Genomic DNA, 26,223 nt, shown 5'->3' with positions numbered 1-26,223 from the left:
AGCTTTGTCAAAGTTTAAAACTTTGACAAAGCTGTTTATTTTGCTTTTTCAGCGTAAACAATATAATATCTTGGAGTGAAAAATCGCAATAATGGGCGAAATCCAATTTTCTTAACAGGATGTGTAAATTTTTCTCTGTCAATGATTTTCCAGCCTGTTTTTTCTAATAACCAGTCCAATTGCCAATCTTCAAATTCGTGGTAATGTCTGTCCCACATATCCGTTTTACTGCGGTAAGCAGAAGAAAACCAAAGACGCAATGGAATTGATATTAATAATTTATCCGATTTGATTTCGGTTAAAATAGTATAGGGATTGAGTAAATGTTCGAAAATTTCAAAAGCGGTTACTACATCTTTTTTGTCTTCGGAAAAAACACTTTGGTTAATGTCCAAATCTTCGCCAGTAGTGTTTTTTACTGAGTAACCTTCAGCTTTCATGATTTTAGAAAAGGGGTTGTCGACACCCAAGTCCAATATGGTTTGAGAAGTGGATACGTGTTTTTTTAAAAATTCTAAAGTATGTTTGAATCTTTTATTGGGAAACGTTTTTTCGTACATGTTTTTAATTTTTAACTATCGCTTTTGCTTTAGAGTTTGCAAATATAAAGATTCTGTTTCTTATACGGTTTGTAATTTAAGATTTGTCCAAGATTATCGATTGATTTTTGAGATGTATTGTGTGTTTTCAATCTTGTTTTCAAAAAGAAAAGCCCACTGCACTAAAAAAAGTGAGTGAGCCTTAAAATAAATAAGCGTACAGCTTAGTTTAATATCGATAAACAAATGCATTGATGTTCATTCCTGCTCCCACAGAAGCAAAAATGAGTACATCTCCTTTGTGGATTTCTTGGTCCTCGATTTGTCCTCTAATCAAAAGGTCAAAAAGGGTAGGCACGGTTGCAACACTGCTGTTTCCAAGTTCGTGTATGCTCATTGGCATAACGTCTTTTGGGGGAGTTTGCCCGTATAATTTGTAAAAACGATGAATGATGGCTTCATCCATTTTTTCGTTGGCTTGGTGAATGAGGATTTTTTTAACATCATTAATCCCCAGGCCACTTTGATCCAAACAGCTTTTCATGGCTGCAGGAACCTGGCTTAAAGCAAATTCATAAATTTTACGACCGTACATTTTGATGTACTTAGTGTCGGGATCTAAATCTGGGTTGTATGATTTTCCGAAATAAAGAAAGTTGGCTTCTTCTGCTGCATACGTAGCGCTTTCGTAAGATAACATTCCAGTTTCGTCATCTGAGGCTTCTATCACAGAAGCTCCGGCTCCATCAGAGTAGATCATGGAATCTCTGTCGTGGGCATCTACTACTCGGGACAATGTTTCGCCACCTATGACAAGGCACTTTTTTGCCATACCCGATTTTATGAATGCATTGGCTTGCAATACGCCTTCAATCCAGCCTGGGCATCCAAAAAGGATATCGTAAGCAACGCATTTTGGATTCTTTATTTGTAATTGATGTTTTACTCTTGTGGCCAAACTTGGGATAATATCCGATTGGGTTGTACCGTATTTTACATCTCCAAAATTGTGTGCAAAAATGATATAGTCCAAGGTTTCTGGATCTATTCCTGCGTTCTCTATCGCTTTTTGGGAGGCGAAAAACGCTAAGTCTGAGGCAGTGTATTTATCCTCGGCATATCTTCTTTTTTCGATACCCGTAATACCTTTGAATTTGTTAATTACGACTTCGTTTGGATAAGCAAAAGGTGAACCATCTTCATTTAAAAACACATGTTCACTAAAATCGGTGTTGCTAATCTTTTTCTCAGGAATATAGCTTCCTATACCAGTTATTTTTATTTTCATTGTGATATTTTCCAGAATAAATTTTGGCTAAATTAATTATAATAAATGTATAAAGGGCAAATTATTTACTATGCATGCATATAATTGCAGAATATTAAATATATGGCAAAATTATTGAATATATTTTATTGAAAATTATTAAATGATGCATTTTATTCTTGGAATCACTATAAATAACAAAGCGGGTATTTTTTGTTAAAAAATTTATTCTTTGTTTTAAAAGGATAAATGTCATTTGATTTTAAATAAAAAGTTTTAACGGTAAAAGGATGATTTTGTCTAGAATTAGAAAGGCTTTTGGTACATATTTCATGAAAATTAAATACGTTGAATAAACCGTTGAGAGCGGCATCCCATCTCGTTTTTTCTACGAGGTGTATATAGTAGATAGCAGTAGGAATGCTGATGAAAAATGGAAAACATCTGCTCCTAGATTTTTATTCAGAATTCTAATAAATTAAAACCCTTTCAGTTTCTTGCTGAAAGGGGTAGCTTATTCTTTTAAATTTAAATCTAATGAAAATTATTTTATTGTCGTTATTACTATAACACCACTAGATCCTTGAGATCCATAATAAGAAGCTTCAGCGCCTTTTAAAACCCTTATTGATTTTACATTATTAGGAATAAGATAATCGATATTTGATACTATCATCCCGTCAACAACAAATAATGGCTCAGAAGCATAATTTATTGAACTAACTCCCTGAATGGTTATTTTGTGATCTCTTGAAACGGTCACTCCGGGTACTTTGCCTCTTATCATGTCGTAGATAGTATTGTAATTACTCTTGTCACTTTGGGTACTTTTACCTTGAGATTTGGCAACATATTTGTCTTCTGATTTTGAATATGCAATTGAGACATCATTCCCTTTTTCTGTTTTTTTTGATTGATCGGCTTCTAAAAACACAAAACTCATCTTGTTTTCATTATTATATTTAGAAGATAATAATCCGTATTCATGAGAGTAAACATTAATTGTGCCCACCTTTGCAGGAATTGAAACTTCAAAATCTCCATTCTTATCTGTTGTTACTTTGGAGTATATGGAATCTAGATATATTTTAGCTTTTGCAACAGGTTTATTGTTAAAATCCACGACCTTCCCAGTTAGTCTATTTTGACCGTATCCAAAAAACACAAATGATAAACAAATAGTAAGTAATATTTTTGAAATTTTCATAATGAGATTATTTAATTAGGGATTAGGGAGTTAAGTTATTTAATTTTTTTGAATAATCATTAATGTATTAAAAGTTTATCAATTTCCACTAGTGTGGAGTTACTTCGTCTATTCGCTGTTACTAGGGTTCTCCTCCTTGGGAATGACATTTTTTTGAAAAATATTTTATGAAAAGCAGAATAGGTTTCCTAGCCCTGATGGAAGCGGCATCTCCCGATTTAGAAAAACAAGGCTTTTTTGCCGTAGTTTTTGTTAATCGGGAATACAGTGTACAGCAGGACTGATGTTAATGAGGAGCGAATAATTTCTGCTCCTTATTTTTATTAGGATTATAAAATGAAAAACCCTTTCAGTTGTAATACTGAAAGGGTTTTGTATAATCTGAAGTTTGCAATCTGCAATCTAAATTCTGCTTTCTGGAATCTAACTTTCCATATAAGCCTCGATAGGCGCACAGCTACACACTAGGTTTCTGTCACCGTAAGCATCATCGGCTCTACGAACGGTAGGCCAGAATTTGTTTTCGGCGATGTAATCGAGTGGGAAAGCGGCTTGCTCTCTGCTGTATGGGAAATCCCAAGTTTCGGCAGTAAGCATTGCCAATGTATGAGGTGAATTTTTCAATACGTTGTTACTGTCTTCGATAGTTGCTGCTTCGATTTCTTTACGAATGGCAATCATAGCATCACAAAAACGGTCTAATTCTTCCAGGTTTTCACTTTCGGTTGGTTCGATCATCAAGGTTCCTGCCACTGGGAAAGAAACGGTTGGTGCGTGGAAACCATAATCCATTAAACGTTTTGCGATATCGGTAACTTCGATTCCTTTTTGTTTGAAAGGACGACATTCTAAAATCATTTCGTGAGCCGCACGACCCATTTCACCAGAGTATAACGTATCGTAGTGACCGTTTAATTTTTCTTTGATGTAATTGGCGTTTAAGATAGCGTGTTCAGTAGCTTCTTTTAATCCATCGGCGCCTAACATTGTGATGTAACCGTAAGAGATCAAACACACCAATGCCGATCCCCAAGGTGCTGCAGAAATACCTGTAATCGCACTGCTTCCTCCTGTTGGGATAACTGGGTTTGATGGCAAGAAAGGAACTAAGTGCTCCGCAACGCAAATTGGTCCAACACCTGGTCCACCACCACCGTGAGGGATGGCGAATGTTTTGTGAAGGTTCAAGTGACAAACGTCTGCTCCAATAGTTGCAGGGTTGGTCAAACCAACTTGTGCATTCATATTGGCTCCGTCCATATAAACTTGTCCACCGTTTTCGTGGATAATTCTTGTGATTTCGATAATAGCACTTTCAAAAACCCCGTGAGTCGACGGATAAGTAACCATCAAACAAGAAAGGTCATCTTTGTGCTCAATTGCTTTTTGACGCAAATCTTCTACGTCAATATTACCGTTTTCTAATGTTTTGGTTACGATTACTTTCATACCCGCCATAGCTGCAGAAGCTGGATTGGTTCCGTGAGCCGATGATGGAATTAAAGCAATGTTTCTGTGGTGATCACCACGAGATTGGTGGTACGCACGAATAACCATTAATCCTGCATATTCTCCTTGCGCTCCTGAGTTAGGCTGCAAAGTTGTTCCTGCAAAACCGGTAATTACGTTTAATTGTTGTTCCAATTTAGATAACATTTCTTGGTATCCTTGTGCTTGGTCTAGCGGTGCAAAAGGGTGAATGTTGTTCCAAAGTGCATTGCTTAATGGTAACATCTCTGAAGCTGCATTCAGTTTCATTGTACAAGATCCTAGAGAAATCATCGAGTGATTCAATGATAAATCTTTACGCTCCAACATTTTGATGTAACGCATCATTGCTGATTCTGAGTGGAATTGGTTGAAAACATCGTGTTGTAAGAAAGAAGATGTTCTTGCTAAATCCTCAGGGAAATGAACGGCTTCTGATAAAGTTTCGATTGTTGTTGCTTGCTTACCATTTGCGGAAGCGAAAATACCAACAATTTTATTGATGTCGGCGATACTTGTCGTTTCATTCAAAGAGATTGAAACCGTATTGTCGTCGATGTAGTAGAAGTTTACTTCGTTTTGTTCTGCAATAGTGCGAACTTTTTGAGCATCTGCTTTGATAACGATTGTATCGAAGAAAGCAGTATTGGTTTGTTGCAAACCTAGTTTCTCTAATTCGTTAGACAAAGTAGCTGCCAAAGAGTGAACTTTATCAGCGATATATTGCAAACCTTTTGGTCCGTGATATACAGCGTACATTCCCGCCATTACAGAAAGTAAAACTTGTGCAGTACAAATATTTGAAGTCGCTTTGTCGCGTTTGATATGTTGCTCACGAGTTTGCAAAGCCATACGCAAAGCACGATTCCCGTTAGTATCAACAGTTACCCCGATGATTCTTCCTGGCATAGATCTTTTGTACTCGTCTTTGGTAGCAAAATAAGCAGCGTGTGGTCCACCATAACCCAACGGAATTCCGAAACGTTGTGTGGTTCCAACTACTACTGCAGCTCCCATTTCTCCTGGAGGAGTTAGTTTTGTTAAACTCAAAATATCGGCAGCAACGGCTACTTTAATTTCATTTGCTGCAGCTTTTGCAATAAATGAAGTATAGTCGTTTACTTGACCATATTTACCTGGATATTGAAGGATAGCCCCGAAAAAGTCTGATGAGAAATCAAAAGTTTCGTGGTTTCCAACAACCAATTCTATTCCGATTGGAGTAGAACGAGTTTGTAAAACCGATAAAGTTTGAGGTAATATTTCTTCGGAAACGAAGAATTTATTGATATTGTTTTTCTTTTGATCGCGTGTTCTTACATCAAATAATAAAGCCATTGCTTCGGCAGCTGCAGTCGCTTCGTCCAATAAAGAAGCATTGGCGATTTCCATTCCGGTAAGTTCAACTACCATAGTTTGGAAATTTAGAATAGCTTCCAGACGACCTTGAGCAATTTCGGCTTGGTAAGGTGTATAAGCAGTGTACCATCCTGGGTTTTCAAAAATATTTCTTTGAATAACAGCAGGAACAATAGCCTGATTGTATCCTAAGCCGATGTATGATTGAAACATTTTGTTTTTACTTCCAAGCTGGGTGATATGATTGGCATATTCATATTCGGTCATGGCAGGGTCTAATGCAAGAGGTGCTTTTAGACGAATATCATCCGGAAGTGTTTCATAAACAAGTCGCTCTATAGAGTCAACTCCTATGGTCTTCAACATGTGTTGTAAATCTGTTTCTCTCGGGCCAATGTGTCTTAAAGCAAAAGAATCTGTTTTCATATGTGTGTAGCTACTATTTATTTTTATGTCTAAAGGAAAAGCCAGATTGTTTAAATATTCAATTATATTTGAATTTCAGTCCAATCGAGACTATTTAGTGTAGAAATAAAAGTGTTGTGTTTTTTTGTGGTGCAAAAATAAATATTAATCTCTTAATAAAGCCCTTTTTTAACTTGATTTTATAGGGATTTTTCAACTAATTGGCTGGTTTATTAACAATTGATTAAATTTGTTTAATGAAGGTTTTAAAAAGCATTCTCCAATTTTACATAAACAGCAGCATTCATGTTGGTTTGTCCTGTTTTGCTTTGGTACAAATGACTAATTTTATGTTCCACATTCCAGAGGATAAGCCGATAGCAAATTTTGCTTTTTTTGGAACTATTGTGGGGTATAATTTTGTCAAGTACGATAGTTTTGCTCGAACACGTAAAATAAAAATGAGAGGTACTTTGAAACTGATTGTTTTGTTTAGTGTTTTTTCTTTTTTGGCGGTTGGTTTTTACTTTTTTCAATTGCAACGCATAACACAAATTGTTTCAGTAGGGGTTTTATCGCTGACTTTATTGTACACGTTACCATTTTTTCCGAATCGGAAAAATGCTAGAAATTGGGCTGGTGTCAAAATTTATATTGTGGCTTTGTGTTGGGTTGGAGTAACTTTAGTATTGCCAATTCTGGATGCTGGAATTGCAATAACGTTGGATTTTTATCTAAAAAGTGTTCAACGATTTATATTGGTTTTTGTATTGATTCTTATTTTTGAAATTATAGATTTGGCCAATGATGATCCTCATTTAAAAACCGTTCCTCAGCAAATAGGAGTGAGGCGGACTAAAAATCTTGGATATGTTTTATTAATGCTTTTTTGTATTTTGGAATTGTTTAATAGTAATTTCAAATACAATATTGTGCATTTAGTATTAATGATTATCATAGCCACTATTACCGCTTTGTTTTTGGCTTTCGCCAATGAAAAACGTTCCAAATATTACACTTCGTTTTGGGCAGAAAGTATTCCAATTTTTTGGTGGGTTTGTGTTTTGTGTTTTTGGAAAATGTAATGATTGGTGAATATAATCACTAAAAAATATATTATTTGGTGAATATAATCACCAAAAAACATAATAATTGGTGAATATAAAAATATTTTATTACATTTGTTTAAAATGAATGTGATGATAATAAGGAGTTTAATAGATAGAATACGAGATAGGCTGAATAAAGGAAAAGCAATCGTTCTTGTCGGCCCGCGTCAGGTAGGGAAAACGACCTTGATAAATGCATTGTTAAAGGATATTTCGTATTTATTTTTGGACGGAGACGATTCAGTGGTAATAGAAACTTTATCCAATGCTAATACAGAAACCTTAAAGAGTATCATTGGTGAATATAAATATGTTTTTATCGATGAGGTACAGCGGATTCCGAATATAGGATTGAAACTAAAAATCATTGTTGATCAAATAAAAGAAGTCCAAGTTATCGTGAGTGGTTCTTCGGTTTTGGATATTCATAATCAAACGCAAGAACCGCTTACGGGAAGGAAATTTGAGTTCCAAATGTTTCCTGTTTCTTGGAATGAATTCGAAAATAATGTGGGTTATATCAAAGCGAAGCAACAACTCGAACTCCGATTGTTATACGGAATGTATCCAGATGTAATCAATAACTTTGGAAATGAATATGAGATTCTTAAAAATTTAGTGTCGAGTTATTTATACAAAGATATTTTGGCTTTGACAGGCATTCGAAAATCAGAAGTTTTAGAAAAAATTCTGCAAGCTTTGGCGTTACAAATTGGTAGCGAAGTAAGTTACAATGAAATAGCTCAATTGGTGGGTGTTGATAAAAATACGGTTAGTAATTATATTGATTTACTCGAAAAAAGTTTTGTGATTTTTAGGTTGAACAGTTTTAGCCGAAATGTTCGAAATGAAATCAAAGCCAATAGGAAAATATACTTCTATGATAATGGCGTTCGAAATATGTTGATTGGGAATTTTAACTTTTTGGAATTCCGTCAGGACAAAGGAGCGCTTTGGGAAAATTTCTTAATTTCGGAACGAATGAAAGTGTTGAGTTATCAAAATAGTGTAGCAAAACCTTATTTTTGGCGTACGACTCAACAACAAGAAATCGATTATATCGAAACGGTTGCCGATGAAGTCAATGCTTTTGAATTCAAATGGAAAACTAAAAAAGTGAAACTGCCCAAAACTTTTTCGGACAATTATCAAGGGAGTTTTACGGTTGTGACTGTGGAGAATTTCAGGGAGTTTTTGAAGGTTTAATCTTCCGAGAACTCTCTTAAAATCTGATTTCTATTCAAAAGAAAATCAGTTAAATGTCTTTTTAAGAATAAAAAATTAAATAATTTTCCAATAATACCAAACGGAGTTTCATATTGCAGTTTATCTGTCATAATTGTTTCTCCATCTATTTCTTCAAAAAAATGCTGATGTTGGAATGATTCGAATTTTCCTTCTTCCATTTCATCCATAAAATAATCAGGAGTGGTCATCGCAGTAATTCGACTTTTGTGGGTTAAGTAAAATCCAAAATGTTTGCCTCTCCACGTTACAGTCTCATTGTAATTTATTAATCCAGAAGTTATACCAGCGATAGCTTTTTCTTTAGATTTATTAGCAGATTGTTGATGGATATCAATATTTCGAGATACGTCAAAAACAATTTGTTTTGAGGCTTTAATTTTAGTTGCGAGGTTTATAGTTGTCATTTTATGTTATGTTTTTTAATGCTTTTTCTAAAGTGTCGAATTTAAATTGAAAACCATTTTCTTGTAATCGCTTTGGAATTACATTTCTACTTTTTAAGACCAATTCAGCTTCTGTGCCAATGAGTACAGCTCCGAATTTTAGTAGCGATTGATTTATTGGAAAGCCAAAAGAAATTCCGACTGCTTTTTGTAATAATGACATAAAGCTTTTATTTTCAATTGGTTTTGGGGATACAATATTTATAGCTCCTGTTATTTCATTCTCAATTATAAAAGCGATTGCTCTCGCAAAATCTTCTTCATGAATCCAACTTATAAATTGGTTTCCTTTTCCTTGTTTTCCTCCAAAACCCATTTTAGCCAAATTTTTCAGAGGAATAAAAGCACCCCCATTTTGCCTAAAACTATTGAAGTTCTCAAAGCGGTTTTTAGCGTATTTGGAGTTTCAATTTTAAAAAATGATTTTTCCCAAGATTGAGCAACATTCATGGAAAAATCATTTCCAATTTCTCCGTTAATTTCATCCATTTGCTTGTCTAATGAAAAACGATAAATTGTAGAAGTTGATGAATTCAGCCAGTGTTTCGGAGGGTTTTTACAGTTTAAAACCGCTTTGTTTAAAATTTTTGTGCTCTCAATTCGAGATAACAAAATCTCTTTTTTATTTTTTTTAGTATAGCGACAATCAACTGATTTTCCAGTTAGATTTATTAAAACCGTTGCGTTTTCTAATTCATTTTCCCAACCAGAAAAAGATTTGGCGTTCCAGTTGATATATTTTAGAGTGCTGACCGTTCTGTTATTTCCTCTAGTAAGAATTACAATTTCGTCGAATTTATCTTGAAAGTGATGTATTAGGCTTTGCCCCAAAAAGCCAGTTCCTGCTGCAATGATGAGTTTATTTAGTTTCATTGGTGTAAATTAATAGTGATAAATATAAACATAAGACTGGAGGTAGATACCAAATCCAACTTTCATTGTAGTAACATAAAAAGAAAAAAAATACAGCCACAATGAAAAAGTAAATGTTAATAAATATGTTTTTTGGATTTTCTTGCCAATACTTAAATGCAAGTATCATTTGAATTAAACCTGTGACCATTGTCGATAGTAATGCTAACGCAAGTAGTCCACTTTCAAATATTGCAAATAAAGAGATGAATATTGGGATGCATAATGCAATTGTATTTAGGGTTTTTATTGCTTTCATAGTTTCTTTTATTTTTAACTTTTGTTTGAGACCCCAGTATATTTTAATGTTTCATGGTTTTTAAGCTTTAAAAACTAATTCTGTTCATTTTGAGTTTCTTTAGCTTTTCTTTTTCCTCTGAAAAAGAAATATAAATTGAGGAACAACATTAATCCAAGATAGATAGAAAATCCTCCAATTTTATAACTCAAGGCTTCAATAAGTGATTGGTAACTGTTGTCATAAATACTCAATTGTAAAATCATTAATGCGAAACCCAAATTGAGAAGATAAAAGCCCGTTTCAAATAGTTTGTTAGTTGCATTTGCAATTTCTTCTCTGCCTTTGAAAATGTCAAGCATATATATTTTCCCGTTTTGGAATAATGTTTTTGAAACATAATAAGTTAAGAAGATTGCAATTGGTAAATAGATTGCGTAACCGATTAGAATTTTTGTAGTTTCCATGATAATAAGTATTTAAGTGTTATTCAATTAATTTGTGAATGTATTTGGTAATAATTATAATGTTTGTGTAATGTAATGCTGAAATAATAAAAACAATTGTTGCTGTTTTTATCGCTATGGCTTCAATAAGTTGGTTTGCTGAAAGTATTTTTTCCCACGAAATTAATGTCATTGAGCAATAACCAATGTTTAAAAGATAATAGCCTAATAGTAGAGCCTGATTTATTTTGTGGCATAAATCGGTATGATTTGGAATCAATTCTGAAACATAAACATTCCCATTTTTATAACAGATTTTCCCAACTCTAACAATTATTAAGATTGTAATTGTTAAGTAAATTAAATATCCAATAATATTGTGGTTCATTTGTTTGCTTTGTTATAGATTAGTATAGAAAGATAGATTGCTAAAACGGGTGGAATAAATAGTAAGATGAGATATAAAATATCGTTGCTAAGAATCAGCCCATTGGCAAACCATGTCGCAAAAAAGAGAATTACTAATGCAATGTATGTTTGAAGCATTTTATCATTAGGTTCATTAATTAATATTTTGATGCCAATAACGACTTGAAATAATCCCGTAAGGATCATAAATAATAAGCCATAGCCAATAAGGTTTCCGGAATTCTGGTTTGTTATATACCCTAATGAAATGAGTAGTGCAGGAATTCCAACAAAAAAGTAATTTAGGTAATTTAGATTTTTCATAGTTATCTTTTGTTTTAAACTTTCAGAAAAAAATGAAAGTTTTGATTAAATTTTTTTAATTTGAAATTTACTTCATAATTTTTAGAACCAAGCGCCCTAACCAATTTTCATTAAACTCTGTCATTTTGTCCAACATATTATCGGCTTTCAAAACGAAATCATAAAGTTTGGTAGTTTGGTCTATAAATTGTTTTTCTTCAATAGTATTATTAGTTTTTATGGATGAAACTTCTTTTAGGATTTTAAGAGCAGGTTTGATTTCACGTTTACTTCTTTCTCTGGCAATTTTAGAGGCCAGTTCATCTAAATCTTTTTCGGCAATAAAAAATTCTCTACGTTCGCCTGCTTTATATTCTTTGTAAACAATTCCCCAATCCATCAAAGCTCTAAGATTCATGCTAGCATTTCCTCTGGAAATTTGTAATTCATCCATAATGTCTTCCATCGAAACAGGCTCGTTTGATACCATCAATAAAGCATGGATTTGTGCCATGGTTTTATTAATTCCCCACTGTGAACCTAAAGCTCCCCAAGTTTGTACGAATTTATTTTTTGCTTCTTTGAATTCCATTTTTGGTTTATTTCCTTTTGTTGAAACAAAGGTAAGTAAAAGTTTTTAAACTTTCAAAAATAAATGAAAGTTTATTTTAAAAAGAAAACCGAAGCATTACTACTTCGGTTTCTAATATTTCTAACAATCTAGAAATCTATAACAATCCTGCTCTTTTCAACAAAGCATCTGGTTTTGGTTCTTGCCCTCTGAAACGTTTGTATAAAATCATTGGGTGTTCGGTTCCTCCTTTTGAAAGTACATTTTCCTTAAATTTCTCTGCTACTTCAGTATTAAATATACCTTCTTCTAAGAAATAATCAAATGCATCAGCATCCAATACTTCAGCCCATTTGTAGCTGTAATAGCCAGAAGAATATCCTCCTTGAAAAATATGCGAAAAAGCAGTGCTCATCGCATTTTCTGCTACGTCCGGATACAATTGTGTCGAAGCAAATTGTTCTGTTTCAAACGCTTTGATGTCTGTAATGTTTGTAGGATCTTGTCCGTGCCAACCCATATCCAGTAGTCCAAAACTCAATTGACGCATTGTTGCCATTCCTTCTTGGAAACTTGCACTTTCTTTGATTTTTTGTACATATTCCTGCGGAATAACTTCACCGGTTTCGTAATGGTGTGCAAACAAAGCCAAAGCCTCTGGTTCATAGCACCAGTTTTCCATAATCTGACTTGGTAATTCCACAAAGTCCCAATAAACAGATGTTCCCGAAAGATTCGGATATGTAGTATTTGCTAACATTCCGTGCAATCCGTGACCAAATTCGTGAAATAAAGTCGTTACTTCATTAAATGTCAAAAGAGACGGTTTCGTTTCAGTAGGTTTTGTAAAGTTGCAAACATTCGAAATATGAGGTCTTTCGTTTATGCCGTCTTTAATGTATTGTGATTTGAAAGAAGTCATCCAAGCACCATTTCGTTTGCCTTTTCTCGGAAAGAAATCGGCATAAAAAACAGCAACCAATTCGTTGTTTTTGTCTGTTACTTCATAGGTGGTTACTTCTTCATGGTATTTGTCGATATCGAAAACCTCAGTAAAAGTCAGCCCGTACAGTTTTCCTGCAATGGTGAAAGCACCATTTAAAACTTTCTCCAATTGAAAATAAGGTTTCAATTTTTCATCATCTAAATTGAATAATTGTTGTTTCAATTTCTCCGAATAATAAGCACCATCCCATTTTTCAAGTTGCTCAATACCGTCCAATTCTTTGGCGAAAGCCGATAATTGATCAAATTCTTTTTGTGCAGCCGGTTTGGCTTTGGCCAATAAATCATTGGAAAACGATAATACTTTCTCAGGACTTTCAGCCATGCGCTCTTCAAGAACAAAATGGGCATGAGTTTTATAGCCTAAAAGATTGGCTCTTTCGAAACGCAGTTTAGTAATTTTTAAAACAATCTCCTGATTGTCGAATTCGTTATTTTGAAAACATCTGGCACCAAAAGCAATCGCCATTTTTTTACGCAATTCACGATTGTCAGCATACGTCACAAACGGAATATAGCTTGGATGATCCAATGTAAAAATCCAACCTTCTTTTTCTTGGGCTTTCGCCAAAGAACGAGCCGCTTCGATGGTTCCTTCCGGTAAACCTCCCAAATCCTTTTCATCTATAAGATGCAATTCGAAAGCATTGGTTTCAGCCAAAACATTTTCACCAAATTGCAAGCTCAATTTCGATAGTTCTTTATCGATTTCTCGTAACTTATTTTTCTTGTCTTCGGGTAAATTAGCTCCATTTCTGGAAAAGCTTTTGTATTGTTTGTCCAGAAGTGTTGTTTGCTCTGGATTCAAGCTCAATGAATCCATTTGCTCATAAACCATTTTTATTTTGGCAAATAGAGCAGCATTCAAACGAACATCATTTCCAAATTCAGATAATAAAGGCGAAACGTCTTGAGCAATTTTTTGCATTTCGTCACTCGTTTCAGCCGAATTTAAATTGAAAAAGATACTTGAAATTCGATCCAAGGTGTCTCCGCTAAATGATAACGCTTCAATAGTATTTTGAAAAGTAGGATTTTCTGTGTTACCAACTATTGCGTCAATTTCGGCTTTGGCCAAATCAATAGCTTCCTGAAAAGCAGGAAGATAATCTTCGTTTTTTATTTTTGAAAATGGCGCAGTATCTAGCTTGGTGCCAAATTTTTGAAGTAGTATATTCATAATTCTATATTCTATTTTGTTTCAAACAAGTGGTTATTATGGGGTTGCATTTTTATCTTTTGAAAACAAAAGACAAGAAAAATATGTTAAAATTTTCGACAAGCATGTATTTTGTCGATTATTTATGTACTTTTGTCGAGAAATTAATTAACGCATGAATTAATTCAGTCGAATTTATAAGCTCTTTTTGTCCCAAATCACAAAGAAATTTATATCATTAAATACCACACACATTTATTGATAAAACTAAATTCCCCCAAGTTTAGATTTTACAATACCAAAAAAGCTCCTTTTTCAGGAGCTTTTTTTATTTATTCAAGTTTTCAGAAGATTTATAAACGGCTTCTTTCAGTCCTTCTTTATAGGTGATGATTTTGTCCAAAACAATTTTATCAGCACTTCCTATGATTTGTGCGGCGAGGATTCCGGCATTTTTTGCTCCGTTTAAAGCAACAGTGGCAACAGGAACACCGCCTGGCATTTGTAAAATGGACAAAACACTGTCCCAACCATCAATAGAGTTGCTAGATTTTACAGGAACCCCAATCACAGGTAACGGAGACATAGAAGCCACCATTCCAGGTAAATGAGCAGCGCCTCCAGCTCCGGCAATAATCACCGAAATGCCACGAGTGTGGGCATTTTTGCTGAAATCAAATAACTTTTCAGGGGTTCTGTGTGCCGATACAATATCGACTTCTACCGCTATATCAAATCCTTTTAAAATGTCTATGGCATCCTGCATTACCGGCATATCCGAAATGCTTCCCATTATTATGGCAACTTTGCTCATTATGTTTTTTTTTTTTTAACACAGATTTCACAGATTTACACAAATTCAATCTGTAGTAATCTGTGAAATCTGTGTTTGATTATTTTGTACTAATTACTCTTATCGTATTTTTCACGTCCTCGGCAATTCTTCTTGCTTCATTGATGTCTTCATTGACAATTGTTACATGTCCCATTTTTCTGAAAGGGCGGGTTTGTTTCTTGCCGTAAATGTGTGGTGTAACGCCATTCCATCCTAATATTTTTTCTATATTTTCATAAACGACATCTCCAGAGAAACCTTCTGCTCCAGAAAGATTGACCATAATTCCGGCTACTTTGCTCTCTGTATTTCCTAATGGCAAATCTAAAATGGCACGCAAATGGTTTTCAAATTGTGAAGTATAACTCGCTTCAATCGAATAATGACCTGAATTGTGTGGGCGAGGAGCCACTTCGTTTACCAAGATTTCATCGTCTTCGGTTTGGAACATTTCAACTGCCAAAAGACCAACATGATTGAATTGCTGAGAAACATTCAGCGCAATTGCTCTTGCTTTGTCTGCTACTTTTTCGTCAATTCTGGCAGGGCAAATCACATATTCTACTTGATTGGCTTCGGGGTGAAATTCCATTTCTACCACAGGATAGGTTCTTATTTCTCCTTGAGGATTGCGGCATACAATTACGGCCAATTCATTTTTGAAAGGAACCATCGTTTCTGAAATACATTCCACATTTGGTAAATTTTCTAAATCAGAAGCTTTTCTGATGACTTTTACGCCGTTTCCGTCATATCCAAATTCGGTACACTTCCATACAAAAGGAAGTTGGATATTAGAATCCACTAAATCCACTACCAATTCTTTTAAAGTTGCATAACGTTTGAAAGGAGCCGTTGGAATATTGTTCTCTTTATAAAACGCTTTCTGAATTCCTTTGTTTTGTATTAGTTTCAGTGTTTTTGGCGAAGGATATACTTTTAAGCCTTCGTTTTCCAATTTTTCCAAAGCATCAAGATTTACCAATTCAATCTCAAAAGTCAAAACATCTACTTGTTTTCCAAAATTGTAAACGGTTTCAAAATCCATCAAGTCGCCTTGAAAAAAATGATTACACGCAATTTTGCAAGGAGCTTCGTCGCTAGGATCAAGTACATACGTTTGAATATCAAATTTACGGGTGTCAAACAATAGCATTTTGCCTAATTGTCCGCCACCGAGTATGCCTAATTTAAAAGGGGATGAAAAATAATTCATTTGTTTTGTTTATTGTTTATTAACGGTCAAATGCAGTCACTTCGCTCGTGTCATTTATGTTAATTTATTTAAAAATTCATCTGGGGTATATACGTTGATTTCTGAAAATTTAAAATCTTTCAAATCTCTAGTTATAATACAATCCATAGTGTTTATTGATTGTGCTGTGGTAATCTGAATAGCGTCTTCGAAATCTTTGTGACTGGATTTGAGGCTTTTTTTAATAATATTTTTATCAACAGGAATAATATTAATTACATCTGTAATTTCGTCCAAAGCCATTCTGATTTTATCTTCATCAATAAATCTTTTCAATAAATAGTGTAATGTAACTATTGTGTTTGATGAGGTATAATAGATGACTTTCTTGCTCAGACCAAGTTTGTAAATTTCTGAAGATGATTTATAAAATGGTTGTCTGTTTGCTAGTATATCCATTAAAATATTGGTATCTAAAAAAACGTGCTTCATTTTAAATATTTTTCTTCTAAATATTCTTGAATAGCTTTTTTTTCATCAAAATCAGGAGGTAAACTTACAATACCAGTGATTTTTTTTATCCTAGACTCCAATTCATCTTCATCGTTTTTATTATTATTTGAATTTGAAACCAAACTTTTAAAGTAATTTTCTACCATTTCCGATAAACTTCTACCAGTTCCTTTGGCATAGATTTTAGCTTTTTCTATGACATCTTTTTCTAACGATAATGTGAGTTTAGTATTCATGTACGTATAGTTTTTGCAAAGATACGGATATTTTTTATTTTGCCTATTTTTGGTAGTATAAAATGCTATTTTATTTTCTTCAAAACTTCTTTGGCGACAGCCTTATAAGCCGCACTGTGATTTGGGAAGTCTTTGGTAATTATAATTTTCAATTCGGGATGAATCCAGTCATAATGTTGTCCTAAAATGTATAAAGTTCGCATTGAATAGGCTTTGGAAGCTACTTTGATATCATTTATCAACCAGTCAAAAGAGCTTTCTATGATTTCTTCTAAATTTTTTTCGGAAAGAATAATTTCCATTTTCTTGTAATGAGAAAGTACTAAAAGCTGACAAATTTTTGCCGCTGGTCGTATGGCACTTTCGTCTTTTAAGTTCTTGATTTGGGAACAAAAAAAATCCAAATGGGCTGTAATCCATTCCAATTTTCGGTAACATACAAATTCCAGAATCCAAAAGGCTTTGGATGCATTTTTGTTTGAAGTCTGAAAACACAACTGAATCAACTCCGAAAAAAGTTCCCGATTATCCAGAACTTCATTGGCATATTTTTGTCTGTTGGCTCGATGTCCAGTTACATAATCTAAGTTTTTTTGGAATTCGGTGAGCATCATCTCTGTTTTTGATTTAAAAGTACAAATCAATTGACAATTGTCAAAAGTGAAATCCCTATCTTTGCCAAATATTTTAAAATATAAAACTGTGATACAACTACACGATAAACAATTTGTTCCGTTTATTTCAGCCCAAGAGATAAACTTTGCTATTGAAAAAATGGTAGCGCAAATAGAAGACGATTTTTTTGACGAAACACCAATTTTTATTGGAGTATTGAATGGTTCTTTTATGGTAGTTTCCGATTTTTTAAAATTATACAAAAAACCTTGTGAAGTATCTTTTATCAAATTAGCTTCTTACGAAGGAACTTCCTCTACAGAATCGGTTAAGCAATTAATCGGTTTAAACCAAGATTTAACAGGACGTACCGTAATTGTTATTGAAGATATTGTTGATACAGGAAACACTTTGGAAGAATTGAAACATTTGTTCAAAAGCCAAAATGTAAAACATTTTAAGATTGCAACGCTGTTTTTTAAACCGGATGCTTTCAAAAAGGACCTGAAAATTGACTATGTGGGTATTCGTATTCCCAACAAATTTATCGTTGGTTTTGGTTTAGATTACGATGGTCTTGGCAGAAACTTACCCGAAGTATATCAATTAAAGGAATAACAAAATAGTAAAAATCATATATAAAAAAGGAATGATCAATATAGTTTTATTTGGAAAGCCAGGAGCAGGAAAAGGAACTCAGGCAGAATTTTTAAAAGAAAAATACAAATTAACACACATTTCAACTGGAGATGTTTTTCGTTACAACTTGAAAAACGACACTCCATTAGGTAAAGAAGCAAGAGTGTACATGGATGCCGGGGATTTGGTTCCAGACGAATTGACTACCAAAATGCTTATTGATGAGGTAAACAAACACCTAGACACTAACGGGATTTTATTCGATGGCTATCCAAGAACTATTGCTCAAGCTGAAGCATTAGATGCTTTTTTGCCAACAATTGGTTCAAAAGTTGCAGCAACGATCGCGCTTGAAGCCGATGATGAGGTTTTAGTGGCCAGATTATTGGAAAGAGGAAAAACCAGTGGAAGAGTTGACGATCAGGACGAAGACAAAATCAGAAATCGTTACCAAGAATATAACGAAAAAACAGCTCCATTAATGGGGTATTATAAAGCACAAAATAAGTTTCACGCTGTAAATGGAATAGGATCTATTCAAGAAATTACAGAAAGACTTACCGCTGTTATCGATAATTTATAGGAGCATCTGCTTCGCCAGTTCGCTTTGCTCGTGTCCAGCTGTACGTTTCAAGTCACAGCCATAAAAAAACTATTTTTCTATGTCATAAAAGGAGCTTCCGTTGGTCGCTCTTTTATAACAAGAAAAATTAGTTTTTTATAGCAGTGAGCTTTTCACTTCCATCTGGGCTATTAAAATAAGATTACACAAAACAAGGTTCTAAGAATCAAAAGTATAAACGAATTATCTAAACATTGGAAATAGTAATAATATTTTTTCTGATACTCTTAAATGGATTTTTTTCTATGTCAGAGATCGCATTGATTTCGGCCAGAAAAAACAGATTGGAAACCGCGGCAAAAAAGGGTAACAAAAGTGCTCAAATAGCTTTGGATTTAGCCAATTCCCCAAATAAGTTTTTGTCAACAGTACAAATAGGAATAACATTGATTGGAATACTTACCGGTATTTACAGTGGAGATAAAATCACCGCGGATATGGAGGTATTTGTAAAAGGATTTCATGTATTGATTCCGTTTGCACGATCAATTGCGGTTGGAATTGTTGTTGTAATATTGACGTTCTTTTCTTTGGTATTGGGAGAGTTATTGCCAAAACGAATTGGGTTGAACCATCCAGAAGGAATTGCCAAAGCAGTGGCATGGCCTATGAAAATTGTTTCTGTAATTACCGCACCTTTTATATGGTTGCTTACTACTTCGACAGAATTTTTATTGGATGTGTTGCAAATAAAACCTACAGCCGACGGAAAAGTAACTGAGGAAGAAATAAAAGCCATCATCAAAGAAGGTACTGAAGTTGGTGAGGTTCAGGAAATAGAACAAGATATAGTAGAGCGCGTTTTTCACATTGGAGACCGAAAAATCAATTCGTTGATGACGCACAGAAAATCGGTTATGCTCTTGCCTTTACACGCTGATAAAAATAAGGTAAAGGAATTTATGCTAAAAGAATTGCATTCCATTTATCCTGTTTATGGGGAAAATCACGATGATATTGTGGGAGTTGTAAATTTGAAAAATATCTTCGCCCATTTTGAAAACGAAAGTTTTAATTTGGCTGAAATAATGACCGACGCTCCATTTATGATGGAACAAACCACGGCATACAAAGCACTGGAGCAGTTTAAGGAAACAGGAATTCATTATGCATTGGTTTCAGATGAATATGGAGTTTTTCAGGGGGTAATTACGTTGAATGATATTCTTGAAGCACTGGTTGGTAATGCTTCCGATTTTTATAAGGACGATTTCCAGTTAATCGAAAGAGAGGACGGAACGTGGATGGTAGACGGGCATTATTCGCTACACGATTTTCTGACGTATTTCGAGTTGGATGATTTGATAAATGATTATGAAGTGACCACAGTAAGTGGATTAATAATGACCGAATTATCTCGTATCCCAAAAGAAGGAGAAAAGTTGATTTGGCAAAAATTTGAGTTAGAGGTCATCGATATGGATGGCGTGAAGATTGATAAAGTAATGGTTAAATCATTACAAAAACAGAAATAAAAATAGATGGCAGATGGCGATGGTAGTTTGATTTTTTTCAATCTAAAATCTAAAATCTAAAATCTGAAATTGAGAAAAATGACAGAAGGGAATTTTGTAGATTACGTAAAAATTTATGTTTCTTCAGGAAAAGGAGGAAAAGGATCTACGCATTTGCATAGAGAAAAATTTATTGAAAAAGGTGGACCAGATGGTGGTGATGGAGGACGAGGCGGACACGTTTATTTAGTTGGTAATAAAGGACTTTGGACTTTGTTTCACTTGAAATTTGCACGTCATATCAAAGCAGGTCACGGTGGAGATGGAGGAGGAGATCGCAGTACAGGTGCCGATGGTGAGGATAAATACATCGAAGTTCCGTTGGGGACAGTTGTAAAAGACAAAGAAACAGGCGAAACCCTTTTTGAAATTACGGAAGACGGAGAGAAGCAAATTCTTTCCCGAGGAGGTAAAGGAGGATTAGGAAACTGGCACTTCAGAAGTTCGACGAATCAAACGCCGAGATATTCACAGCCAGGTTTACCAGGTGTAGAAATGGATGTGATTTTGGAACTTAAAGTATTGGCCGATGTAGGTTTGGTAGGTTTTCCTAATGCAGGAAAATCAACATTACTATCTGTATTGACTTCTGCAAAACCAAAAATTGCAGATTACCCATTTACAACACTGAAACCAAATCTTGGAATTGTAGCGTACAGAGATTTTCAATCTTTTGTAATTGCCGATATTCCTGGAATTATAGAAGGTGCTGCCGAAGGAAAAGGATTAGGTCACTATTTCTTGCGTCATATTGAGCGTAATTCGACTTTATTGTTTTTAGTTCCAGTTGATACGCCAGATATTAAGGCGGAATATGACATTCTGGTAAATGAATTGACCAAATACAATCCAGAAATGTTGGACAAAGAACGTTTATTGGTGATTTCAAAATGCGATATGCTCGATGATGAATTAAAAGCAGAATTGAAAACAGAATTAGACGTTGCTTTCAAAGACATTCCTTATATGTTTATTTCGTCGGTAGCCCAACAAGGTTTGACTGAATTGAAAGACAAATTATGGAAGATGTTGAATGACTAAAAGGCATTATGATTAAAAAGAAAAAGGTATTCTAGCAATAGAGTGCCTTTTTTTTGTTTTGAACAATTCTTAAAATTGGGTTAATTGGAAAGTATTTGATTGTGTTTAAAGTAGTAAAACTTTAATATGGTTATTAAAATGATTATATTCGTGCCGCTAAAATAAAATATACCCAAATGAAAAAAATTGTATTATTCTTGACCATGTGCCTAATGGCTTTTCCAGTGAGAGCCGATGAAGGAATGTGGTTTTTGATGTTTATCGAAAGACTGAACCATAGAGATATGGAAAAAATGGGCTTGCAATTGACAGCCGAAGAAATTTATAGTATCAATCATCATAGTTTGAAAGATGCTGTAGTTCAATTCAACGGAGGTTGTACGGCCGAGATTGTTTCAAAAGAAGGTTTGGTACTTACCAATCACCACTGCGGATACAATGCCATTGCAGAACTTTCTACCGAAGAACAAAACTATTTAAAGAATGGATTTTGGGCTAAAAACCGAAGTGAGGAGTTAAAACCAAAATCATTGTACGTGCGTTTCTTTGTTCGTATGGATGACGTTTCCAAAAGAATTTTATCAAAAGTAAATGATAAAATGACCGAAACAGAACGCAATAAAGTAATCCAACAAGAAATTGCACTGATTGAAAAAGAAAATAATGAAGGTGGAAAATACACAGTATCCGTTCGTCCATTTTTTCAAGGAAACGAATATTACTATTTTGTTTACCAAGATTATAAAGACGTTCGTTTGGTAGGAACACCTACTGAAAGTCTTGGGAAATTTGGTGGAGATACTGATAACTGGGAGTGGCCACGTCATACTGCCGATTTCTCAATGTTCAGAGTGTATGCAGATAAAGACGGAAATCCTGCCGAATATTCCAAAGACAATGTGCCTTTGCAGCCGAAACACCATTTGCCAATAAATATTACCGGAGTAAAAGAAAATGATTTTGCGATGATTTTGGGTTATCCTGGAAGAACGAATCGTTGGATGCCATCGGGAGGAATTGCACAAAATGTTAGTTATGCTTATCCTGCTTGGGTTGAAGGAGCGAAGACTGGAATGGACAACATGAAGAAATTCATGAAACAAGATGCGACAATAAACTTGAAATACGCTTCTAAATATGCTTCGACTGCTAATTATTGGAAAAACCGCCAAGGGATGATTGATGCATTGACTAAAGCAAAAACAGCTAGTGCAAAGTCAAATGAAGAAGCTAAGTTCAATGCTTGGGCCAATAAACCTGAGAACAAAGAAAAATACGGAAATGTTATTGCTACAATAAATGACTATTATGCAAAAACAAATTTGAAATCACGTCATGACAATTATCTTACCCAATTGATGAGAACGACTTCTTTTGGAGCAGGACCGTCTGTATTAGGGAATGCATTGATTGGTTATTACAAAGAAAATGATGCTAAAAGAGCCGAAATGCTACCGAAGATAAATAGCTTAATTGATAATTATTATGGTGAGTTTTATGCTCCTTTGGAAAAGGAAGTTTTGACAGCACAATTGAATTTGTATGCTGCTAAAGCATCTGAATATGGTTTGGCTCCAATTGTGGCTAAAATGAAGGAAACCAATAAAGGTAATTTTGCTGCCGATGTGGATAAAGCAATTTCGGGAAGTATTTTTACCAATAAAGAAACGGTTGAGGCTTTTATGAAAAATCCAAATGCCGAATTAATAGTTGCCGATCCTTTGTATGTGATTTCAAATGATTTGGTAACAAAAGTCAGAGCCAAATCTGAGGAACAATTAAAAGCGGATGATGATTTCGCTATTGCTTACCGCAAATTGGTGGAAGGTTTAAGAGAATCAAAATTGAATACCATTCAGTATCCAGATGCCAATTCTACTTTGCGTTTAACGTATGGTAAAGTTCGTTCTTTACCTGCTGACAAAAGAAATGATGCCAAAATAAACAATTATACAACAATGACCGGTATGGTCAATAAGTATAAAGCAGGAGATTCTGAATTTGATTTGCCAGCTCGTTTGTTGGAATTAAACAAAGCAAAAGATTTTGGTGAATATGCAGATAAAGCTGGATATATGCCTGTGAATTTCTTGACTGATAACGATATTACTGGTGGGAATTCAGGTTCTCCAGTATTGAATGGAAAAGGAGAATTAATCGGTGTGGCTTTTGATGGAAATATTGAAGCGATGGCAGGAGATGTTATTTTTGATAAAAAATTGCAACGTACCATCAATCTTGACATTCGTTTCGTGCTTTGGGTTATTGACAAATATGCCGGTGCTCATAACATCATTGACGAAATGACGATTGTGAAAGAATCACAACCTTAAAAAATAAATCACATATTGTTATTGAAAATTAAAACCCCGTCTAGTTATTAAAACAGACGGGGTTTCTTTTTATAAAATGATTAATCATAATAAGTGTCAAATAAAAACTGAAGGGTTTCATCGATATTATTGGCTTTCATGGTTGGGTACTTGATAGGGGAATCAAGCCAGTTTTCGATTATTAGATCAAAATCATCACCAACATCGTACAGTACAGGAACACCCATTTTCTTCAGAGCGGCCGCATTGCATTCTTGTTCATAATGTTTGCGAATAGGAATCGAAAGTATTTTTTTACCAAGATATAATGCTTCGGCAGGCGTTTCAAATCCACCTCCAGTAATAATTCCTTCACAATTGATGAGGCTTTTATTAAAGTACTGTTGATTGACTGGAAAATAGGTAACGTTCTTAATTGTGTGTTTGGTTTTTATGTCATTCAAAAACCAATGAAATTTTAAATTAGGAAGTTTGTTGAATGCTTTTTCTAAGCAATCTTTTTGAAAAGAAGGCAAGTAAACAGTTATATGCCCTGCATCTTTGGGTTCGGCATTTACGATTTCGTCTTTGATGATGGGAGGATAAATAAAATCATCGTATTTGTCAAAATGCAATCCAATGTTTTTTGGAGAGGGAGCGTAATGTTTGAGAATCATTTCGCCCATAACACTTTTCTTGTCCGGTCTGGGAGTTTTGGACGATATAAAACTTGCTTGATGTCCAAATTGTATCGAATGCACTTTTTGAAGCTTGCAAGCCAACGAAGTAATCGAGTCAAAATCATTGATGACCACATCGTAATTTTTCAGGGGCAAAGCATCGGCGTCTTTATAGATTTGTCTCGGTTTAATGTTTTTGGCAATGTCCCAATAATCCAAACCGCCGCATTTACTGTAATGCAAACTACAACCCTCACTTTTGTATTTTATAGGCAAATTGATGTCCAGACTGGCATTGTTACCGCTTAAGAAAAAATCAACCTCTCCAAATTTTTGCAGATAAGGATACAATTGTACCGCTCTGCTGATGTGTCCGTTGCCTGTTGCCTGTATGGCATAAAATATTTTCATTGCTGTATATTTTTATTTTTTTATAAGAACTCGATAAATGTCTAATCTCTCAATGTTATTAATAGTGTCTTTTGTTTATCTCGCAAAGCCGCAGAGTCGCAAAGTTTATTTTTTTCCTCTTTGCGTCTTAGCGCCTTTGCGAGAGAAGATTTAGCAAAACTCAGCATGAAATCTCTCAATGTTATTAATAGTGTTTCTGTTTATCTCGCAAATCGGCAGAGTCACAAAGTTTAATTTTGTTTCTCTTTGCGTCTTAGCGCCTTTGCGAGAGAAAAATTTAGCAAAACTTAGCATGAGACTATTTCCGATTTTTAGGAGAGAATCTTGTTTACAATGTCGTTGACCATTTTTTCCTCATTGCTGTCGGCATCCTTGTAATGCTCTTTTTTATACTGATAAAGGCTCCATTTTTGTTTTTTGTATTCTAATGCAGTCAGATTTTCTATCCAATCTCCACTGTTCAGGTACATGACTTTTCCGTGTTCATTTTCTACTTCCTTCATCTGGGGTTTGTGAATGTGTCCACAAATAACATAACTACATTTTTTTTGAATAGCAACATCGGCTGCGGTAGTTTCAAAATTGGATATAAAAGAAACCGCTTTCTTGACGCTGTCTTTTATCATTTTGGAATAGCTTCTTTTTTCTTTGCCTAAAAGAGTCAGAAACCAATTAATCAAACTGTTGATCAGAATCAATAAATCATATCCTTTTCCGCCCAGTTTGGCAAGTATTTTGGCATAGCCTTGAGTGGAAGAATCGAACACATCGCCATGAAAAATCCATGCTTTTTTGCCGTCCAAATCCAATGTCAGTTTGTCAACCAATTCGAAATTGCCTAAAACAAAATCAGAATATTTTCGTAGCGCCTCATCGTGATTTCCGGTAATGTAAATGACACGGGTACCGAGATTGGACATTTTTATGATCTGTCTCAGAACATTCATGTGAGCAGCCGGGAAGTAGCTTTTGGTGAAACTCCACATATCGATAATATCGCCATTAAGAACTAATGTTTGTGGGTTTATTGATTTTAGATACTGCAGTAACTCTTTGGCGTGGCAGCCATAAGTTCCTAAATGGACATCACTTATAACCACCAGTGGAATTTTTCTTTTCCTTTTCATTTTTAGTTTTTACGAAAGTAAGACCGCTATGTTATCCTAATGTATTCTTAGTATTATTTGTGTATAAAAAAGTATTGGTTTTTATAGATGATATTTTTAGGAATTAAAATACAGCTGAAGGTGTTTAGAGAAATGATTAGGAAGTAATAAATGATATCAAAATTGATATATCACTTCTAATTTAAAAAATTAACATTATGTTTGTCAGACTAAGTCCTTATAATTGAAATGGAGTGCGTAGGTCAGATTTTGTAACGCCTATTTTAATTGGATGGAAAAATTAAAACAAATATAACTTAAAACAAAAAACACACGTTGCTAATAAATTTCAAGTCATCGCAGCAATATTTCAAGTCAATGTGTGTAAAGAAGGAAT

General features: G+C 34.4%; 24 protein-coding genes and 1 pseudogene. 7 read left to right on the top strand and 18 right to left on the bottom strand.

Features of this window, described 5'->3' with window-relative positions; genetic code table 11:
• Positions 1-35 precede the first annotated feature (35 nt).
• The 4 genes from HQN62_RS17865 to gcvP form a co-directional block, all read right to left on the bottom strand.
• The gene (locus tag HQN62_RS17865) at positions 36-560 is read right to left on the bottom strand and encodes a class I SAM-dependent methyltransferase (RefSeq protein WP_116797146.1); all 525 of its coding nucleotides are present in this window, start codon (positions 558-560) and stop codon (positions 36-38) included.
• A 208-nt stretch (positions 561-768) separates the two neighbouring features.
• Positions 769-1,827 carry a 3-oxoacyl-ACP synthase III family protein gene (locus HQN62_RS17860; RefSeq protein ID WP_116797147.1) on the bottom strand — a complete coding sequence of 353 codons (1,059 nt, stop codon included), beginning with the start codon at positions 1,825-1,827 and terminating at the stop codon, positions 769-771.
• Positions 1,828-2,350: 523 nt separating this feature from the next.
• Complete coding sequence (locus HQN62_RS17855; protein WP_173505343.1) at positions 2,351-3,013, bottom strand: TonB-dependent receptor plug domain-containing protein; 663 nt, start codon at positions 3,011-3,013, stop codon at positions 2,351-2,353.
• Positions 3,014-3,436: 423 nt separating this feature from the next.
• Entirely contained in the window at positions 3,437-6,286 is a 2,850-nt protein-coding gene (gene gcvP, locus HQN62_RS17850; protein ID WP_173505342.1) for an aminomethyl-transferring glycine dehydrogenase, read from the bottom strand.
• A gap of 236 nt (positions 6,287-6,522) precedes the next feature.
• Between gcvP and HQN62_RS17845 the strand changes: the two genes are divergently transcribed.
• A complete protein-coding gene (locus HQN62_RS17845; RefSeq protein ID WP_173505341.1) occupies positions 6,523-7,350 on the top strand; it encodes a UbiA prenyltransferase family protein in 828 nt (275 codons plus the stop codon).
• 114 nt (positions 7,351-7,464) lie between these two features.
• Positions 7,465-8,580: an ATP-binding protein gene (locus HQN62_RS17840; RefSeq protein ID WP_116798459.1), complete on the top strand. Its 1,116-nt coding sequence runs from the start codon at positions 7,465-7,467 to the stop codon at positions 8,578-8,580.
• Here HQN62_RS17840 and HQN62_RS17835 read toward each other — a convergent pair.
• The 12 genes and pseudogenes from HQN62_RS17835 to HQN62_RS17780 form a co-directional block, all read right to left on the bottom strand.
• Positions 8,577-9,026: an SRPBCC family protein gene (locus HQN62_RS17835; protein ID WP_173505340.1), complete on the bottom strand. Its 450-nt coding sequence runs from the start codon at positions 9,024-9,026 to the stop codon at positions 8,577-8,579. The two genes, HQN62_RS17840 and HQN62_RS17835, sit on opposite strands and share 4 nt — an antisense overlap.
• Before the next feature lies 1 nt (position 9,027).
• A pseudogene (locus tag HQN62_RS17830) lies at positions 9,028-9,938 on the bottom strand (TIGR01777 family oxidoreductase).
• 372 nt (positions 9,939-10,310) lie between these two features.
• Entirely contained in the window at positions 10,311-10,682 is a 372-nt protein-coding gene (locus tag HQN62_RS17825) for a hypothetical protein (protein WP_173505339.1), read from the bottom strand.
• 19 nt (positions 10,683-10,701) lie between these two features.
• Entirely contained in the window at positions 10,702-11,049 is a 348-nt protein-coding gene (locus tag HQN62_RS17820) for a hypothetical protein (RefSeq protein WP_173505338.1), read from the bottom strand.
• Positions 11,046-11,393, bottom strand: a complete 348-nt coding sequence (locus tag HQN62_RS17815; RefSeq protein WP_173505337.1) for a hypothetical protein — start codon at positions 11,391-11,393, stop codon at positions 11,046-11,048. The genes HQN62_RS17820 and HQN62_RS17815 overlap by 4 nt, the downstream gene beginning before the upstream one ends.
• Positions 11,394-11,460: 67 nt before the next feature.
• Positions 11,461-11,964, bottom strand: coding sequence for a GbsR/MarR family transcriptional regulator (locus HQN62_RS17810; RefSeq protein WP_173505336.1), 504 nt, complete (start codon positions 11,962-11,964; stop codon positions 11,461-11,463).
• A gap of 136 nt (positions 11,965-12,100) precedes the next feature.
• On the bottom strand, positions 12,101-14,128 hold the full coding sequence (locus HQN62_RS17805; RefSeq protein WP_173505335.1) for a M3 family metallopeptidase: 2,028 nt from the start codon (positions 14,126-14,128) through the stop codon (positions 12,101-12,103).
• Between the two features lie 307 nt (positions 14,129-14,435).
• On the bottom strand, positions 14,436-14,921 hold the full coding sequence (gene purE / locus HQN62_RS17800) for a 5-(carboxyamino)imidazole ribonucleotide mutase (protein ID WP_173505334.1): 486 nt from the start codon (positions 14,919-14,921) through the stop codon (positions 14,436-14,438).
• A gap of 79 nt (positions 14,922-15,000) precedes the next feature.
• Entirely contained in the window at positions 15,001-16,158 is a 1,158-nt protein-coding gene (locus tag HQN62_RS17795) for a 5-(carboxyamino)imidazole ribonucleotide synthase (RefSeq protein ID WP_173505333.1), read from the bottom strand.
• A gap of 54 nt (positions 16,159-16,212) precedes the next feature.
• On the bottom strand, positions 16,213-16,629 hold the full coding sequence (locus tag HQN62_RS17790; protein WP_116797161.1) for a type II toxin-antitoxin system VapC family toxin: 417 nt from the start codon (positions 16,627-16,629) through the stop codon (positions 16,213-16,215).
• Positions 16,626-16,886, bottom strand: coding sequence for a DUF6364 family protein (locus HQN62_RS17785; RefSeq protein WP_116797162.1), 261 nt, complete (start codon positions 16,884-16,886; stop codon positions 16,626-16,628). The genes HQN62_RS17790 and HQN62_RS17785 overlap by 4 nt, the downstream gene beginning before the upstream one ends.
• A 65-nt stretch (positions 16,887-16,951) precedes the next feature.
• Entirely contained in the window at positions 16,952-17,500 is a 549-nt protein-coding gene (locus HQN62_RS17780; protein ID WP_254454454.1) for a hypothetical protein, read from the bottom strand.
• Positions 17,501-17,588: 88 nt separating this feature from the next.
• Between HQN62_RS17780 and hpt the strand changes: the two genes are divergently transcribed.
• The 5 genes from hpt (at position 17,589) to HQN62_RS17755 (ending at position 23,650) form a co-directional block, all read left to right on the top strand.
• Entirely contained in the window at positions 17,589-18,119 is a 531-nt protein-coding gene (hpt, locus tag HQN62_RS17775) for a hypoxanthine phosphoribosyltransferase (protein ID WP_116798462.1), read from the top strand.
• A 31-nt stretch (positions 18,120-18,150) separates the two neighbouring features.
• Entirely contained in the window at positions 18,151-18,723 is a 573-nt protein-coding gene (locus HQN62_RS17770; protein WP_116797163.1) for an adenylate kinase, read from the top strand.
• 284 nt (positions 18,724-19,007) lie between these two features.
• Positions 19,008-20,237, top strand: a complete 1,230-nt coding sequence (locus HQN62_RS17765) for a hemolysin family protein (RefSeq protein ID WP_243412100.1) — start codon at positions 19,008-19,010, stop codon at positions 20,235-20,237.
• Between the two features lie 78 nt (positions 20,238-20,315).
• Positions 20,316-21,317, top strand: a complete 1,002-nt coding sequence (obgE, locus tag HQN62_RS17760) for a GTPase ObgE (protein WP_111411051.1) — start codon at positions 20,316-20,318, stop codon at positions 21,315-21,317.
• A 176-nt stretch (positions 21,318-21,493) separates the two neighbouring features.
• Positions 21,494-23,650, top strand: coding sequence for a S46 family peptidase (locus HQN62_RS17755; RefSeq protein ID WP_173505332.1), 2,157 nt, complete (start codon positions 21,494-21,496; stop codon positions 23,648-23,650).
• Between the two features lie 80 nt (positions 23,651-23,730).
• On the opposite strand, the gene HQN62_RS17750 is transcribed toward HQN62_RS17755, so the two are convergent.
• Both HQN62_RS17750 and HQN62_RS17745 read right to left on the bottom strand, forming a co-directional pair.
• Positions 23,731-24,720, bottom strand: a complete 990-nt coding sequence (locus HQN62_RS17750) for a glycosyltransferase family protein (RefSeq protein WP_173505331.1) — start codon at positions 24,718-24,720, stop codon at positions 23,731-23,733.
• A 311-nt stretch (positions 24,721-25,031) separates the two neighbouring features.
• Entirely contained in the window at positions 25,032-25,847 is an 816-nt protein-coding gene (locus HQN62_RS17745; protein WP_173505330.1) for a UDP-2,3-diacylglucosamine diphosphatase, read from the bottom strand.
• Positions 25,848-26,223 lie beyond the last annotated feature (376 nt).

Origin of the sequence: Flavobacterium sp. M31R6, from assembly GCF_013284035.1 — a bacterium.
In the GTDB taxonomy this organism is placed as follows: domain Bacteria; phylum Bacteroidota; class Bacteroidia; order Flavobacteriales; family Flavobacteriaceae; genus Flavobacterium.
The sequence above is the reverse complement of the archived record's forward strand: the minus strand, read 5'-3'. Positions and strand labels throughout refer to the sequence as shown.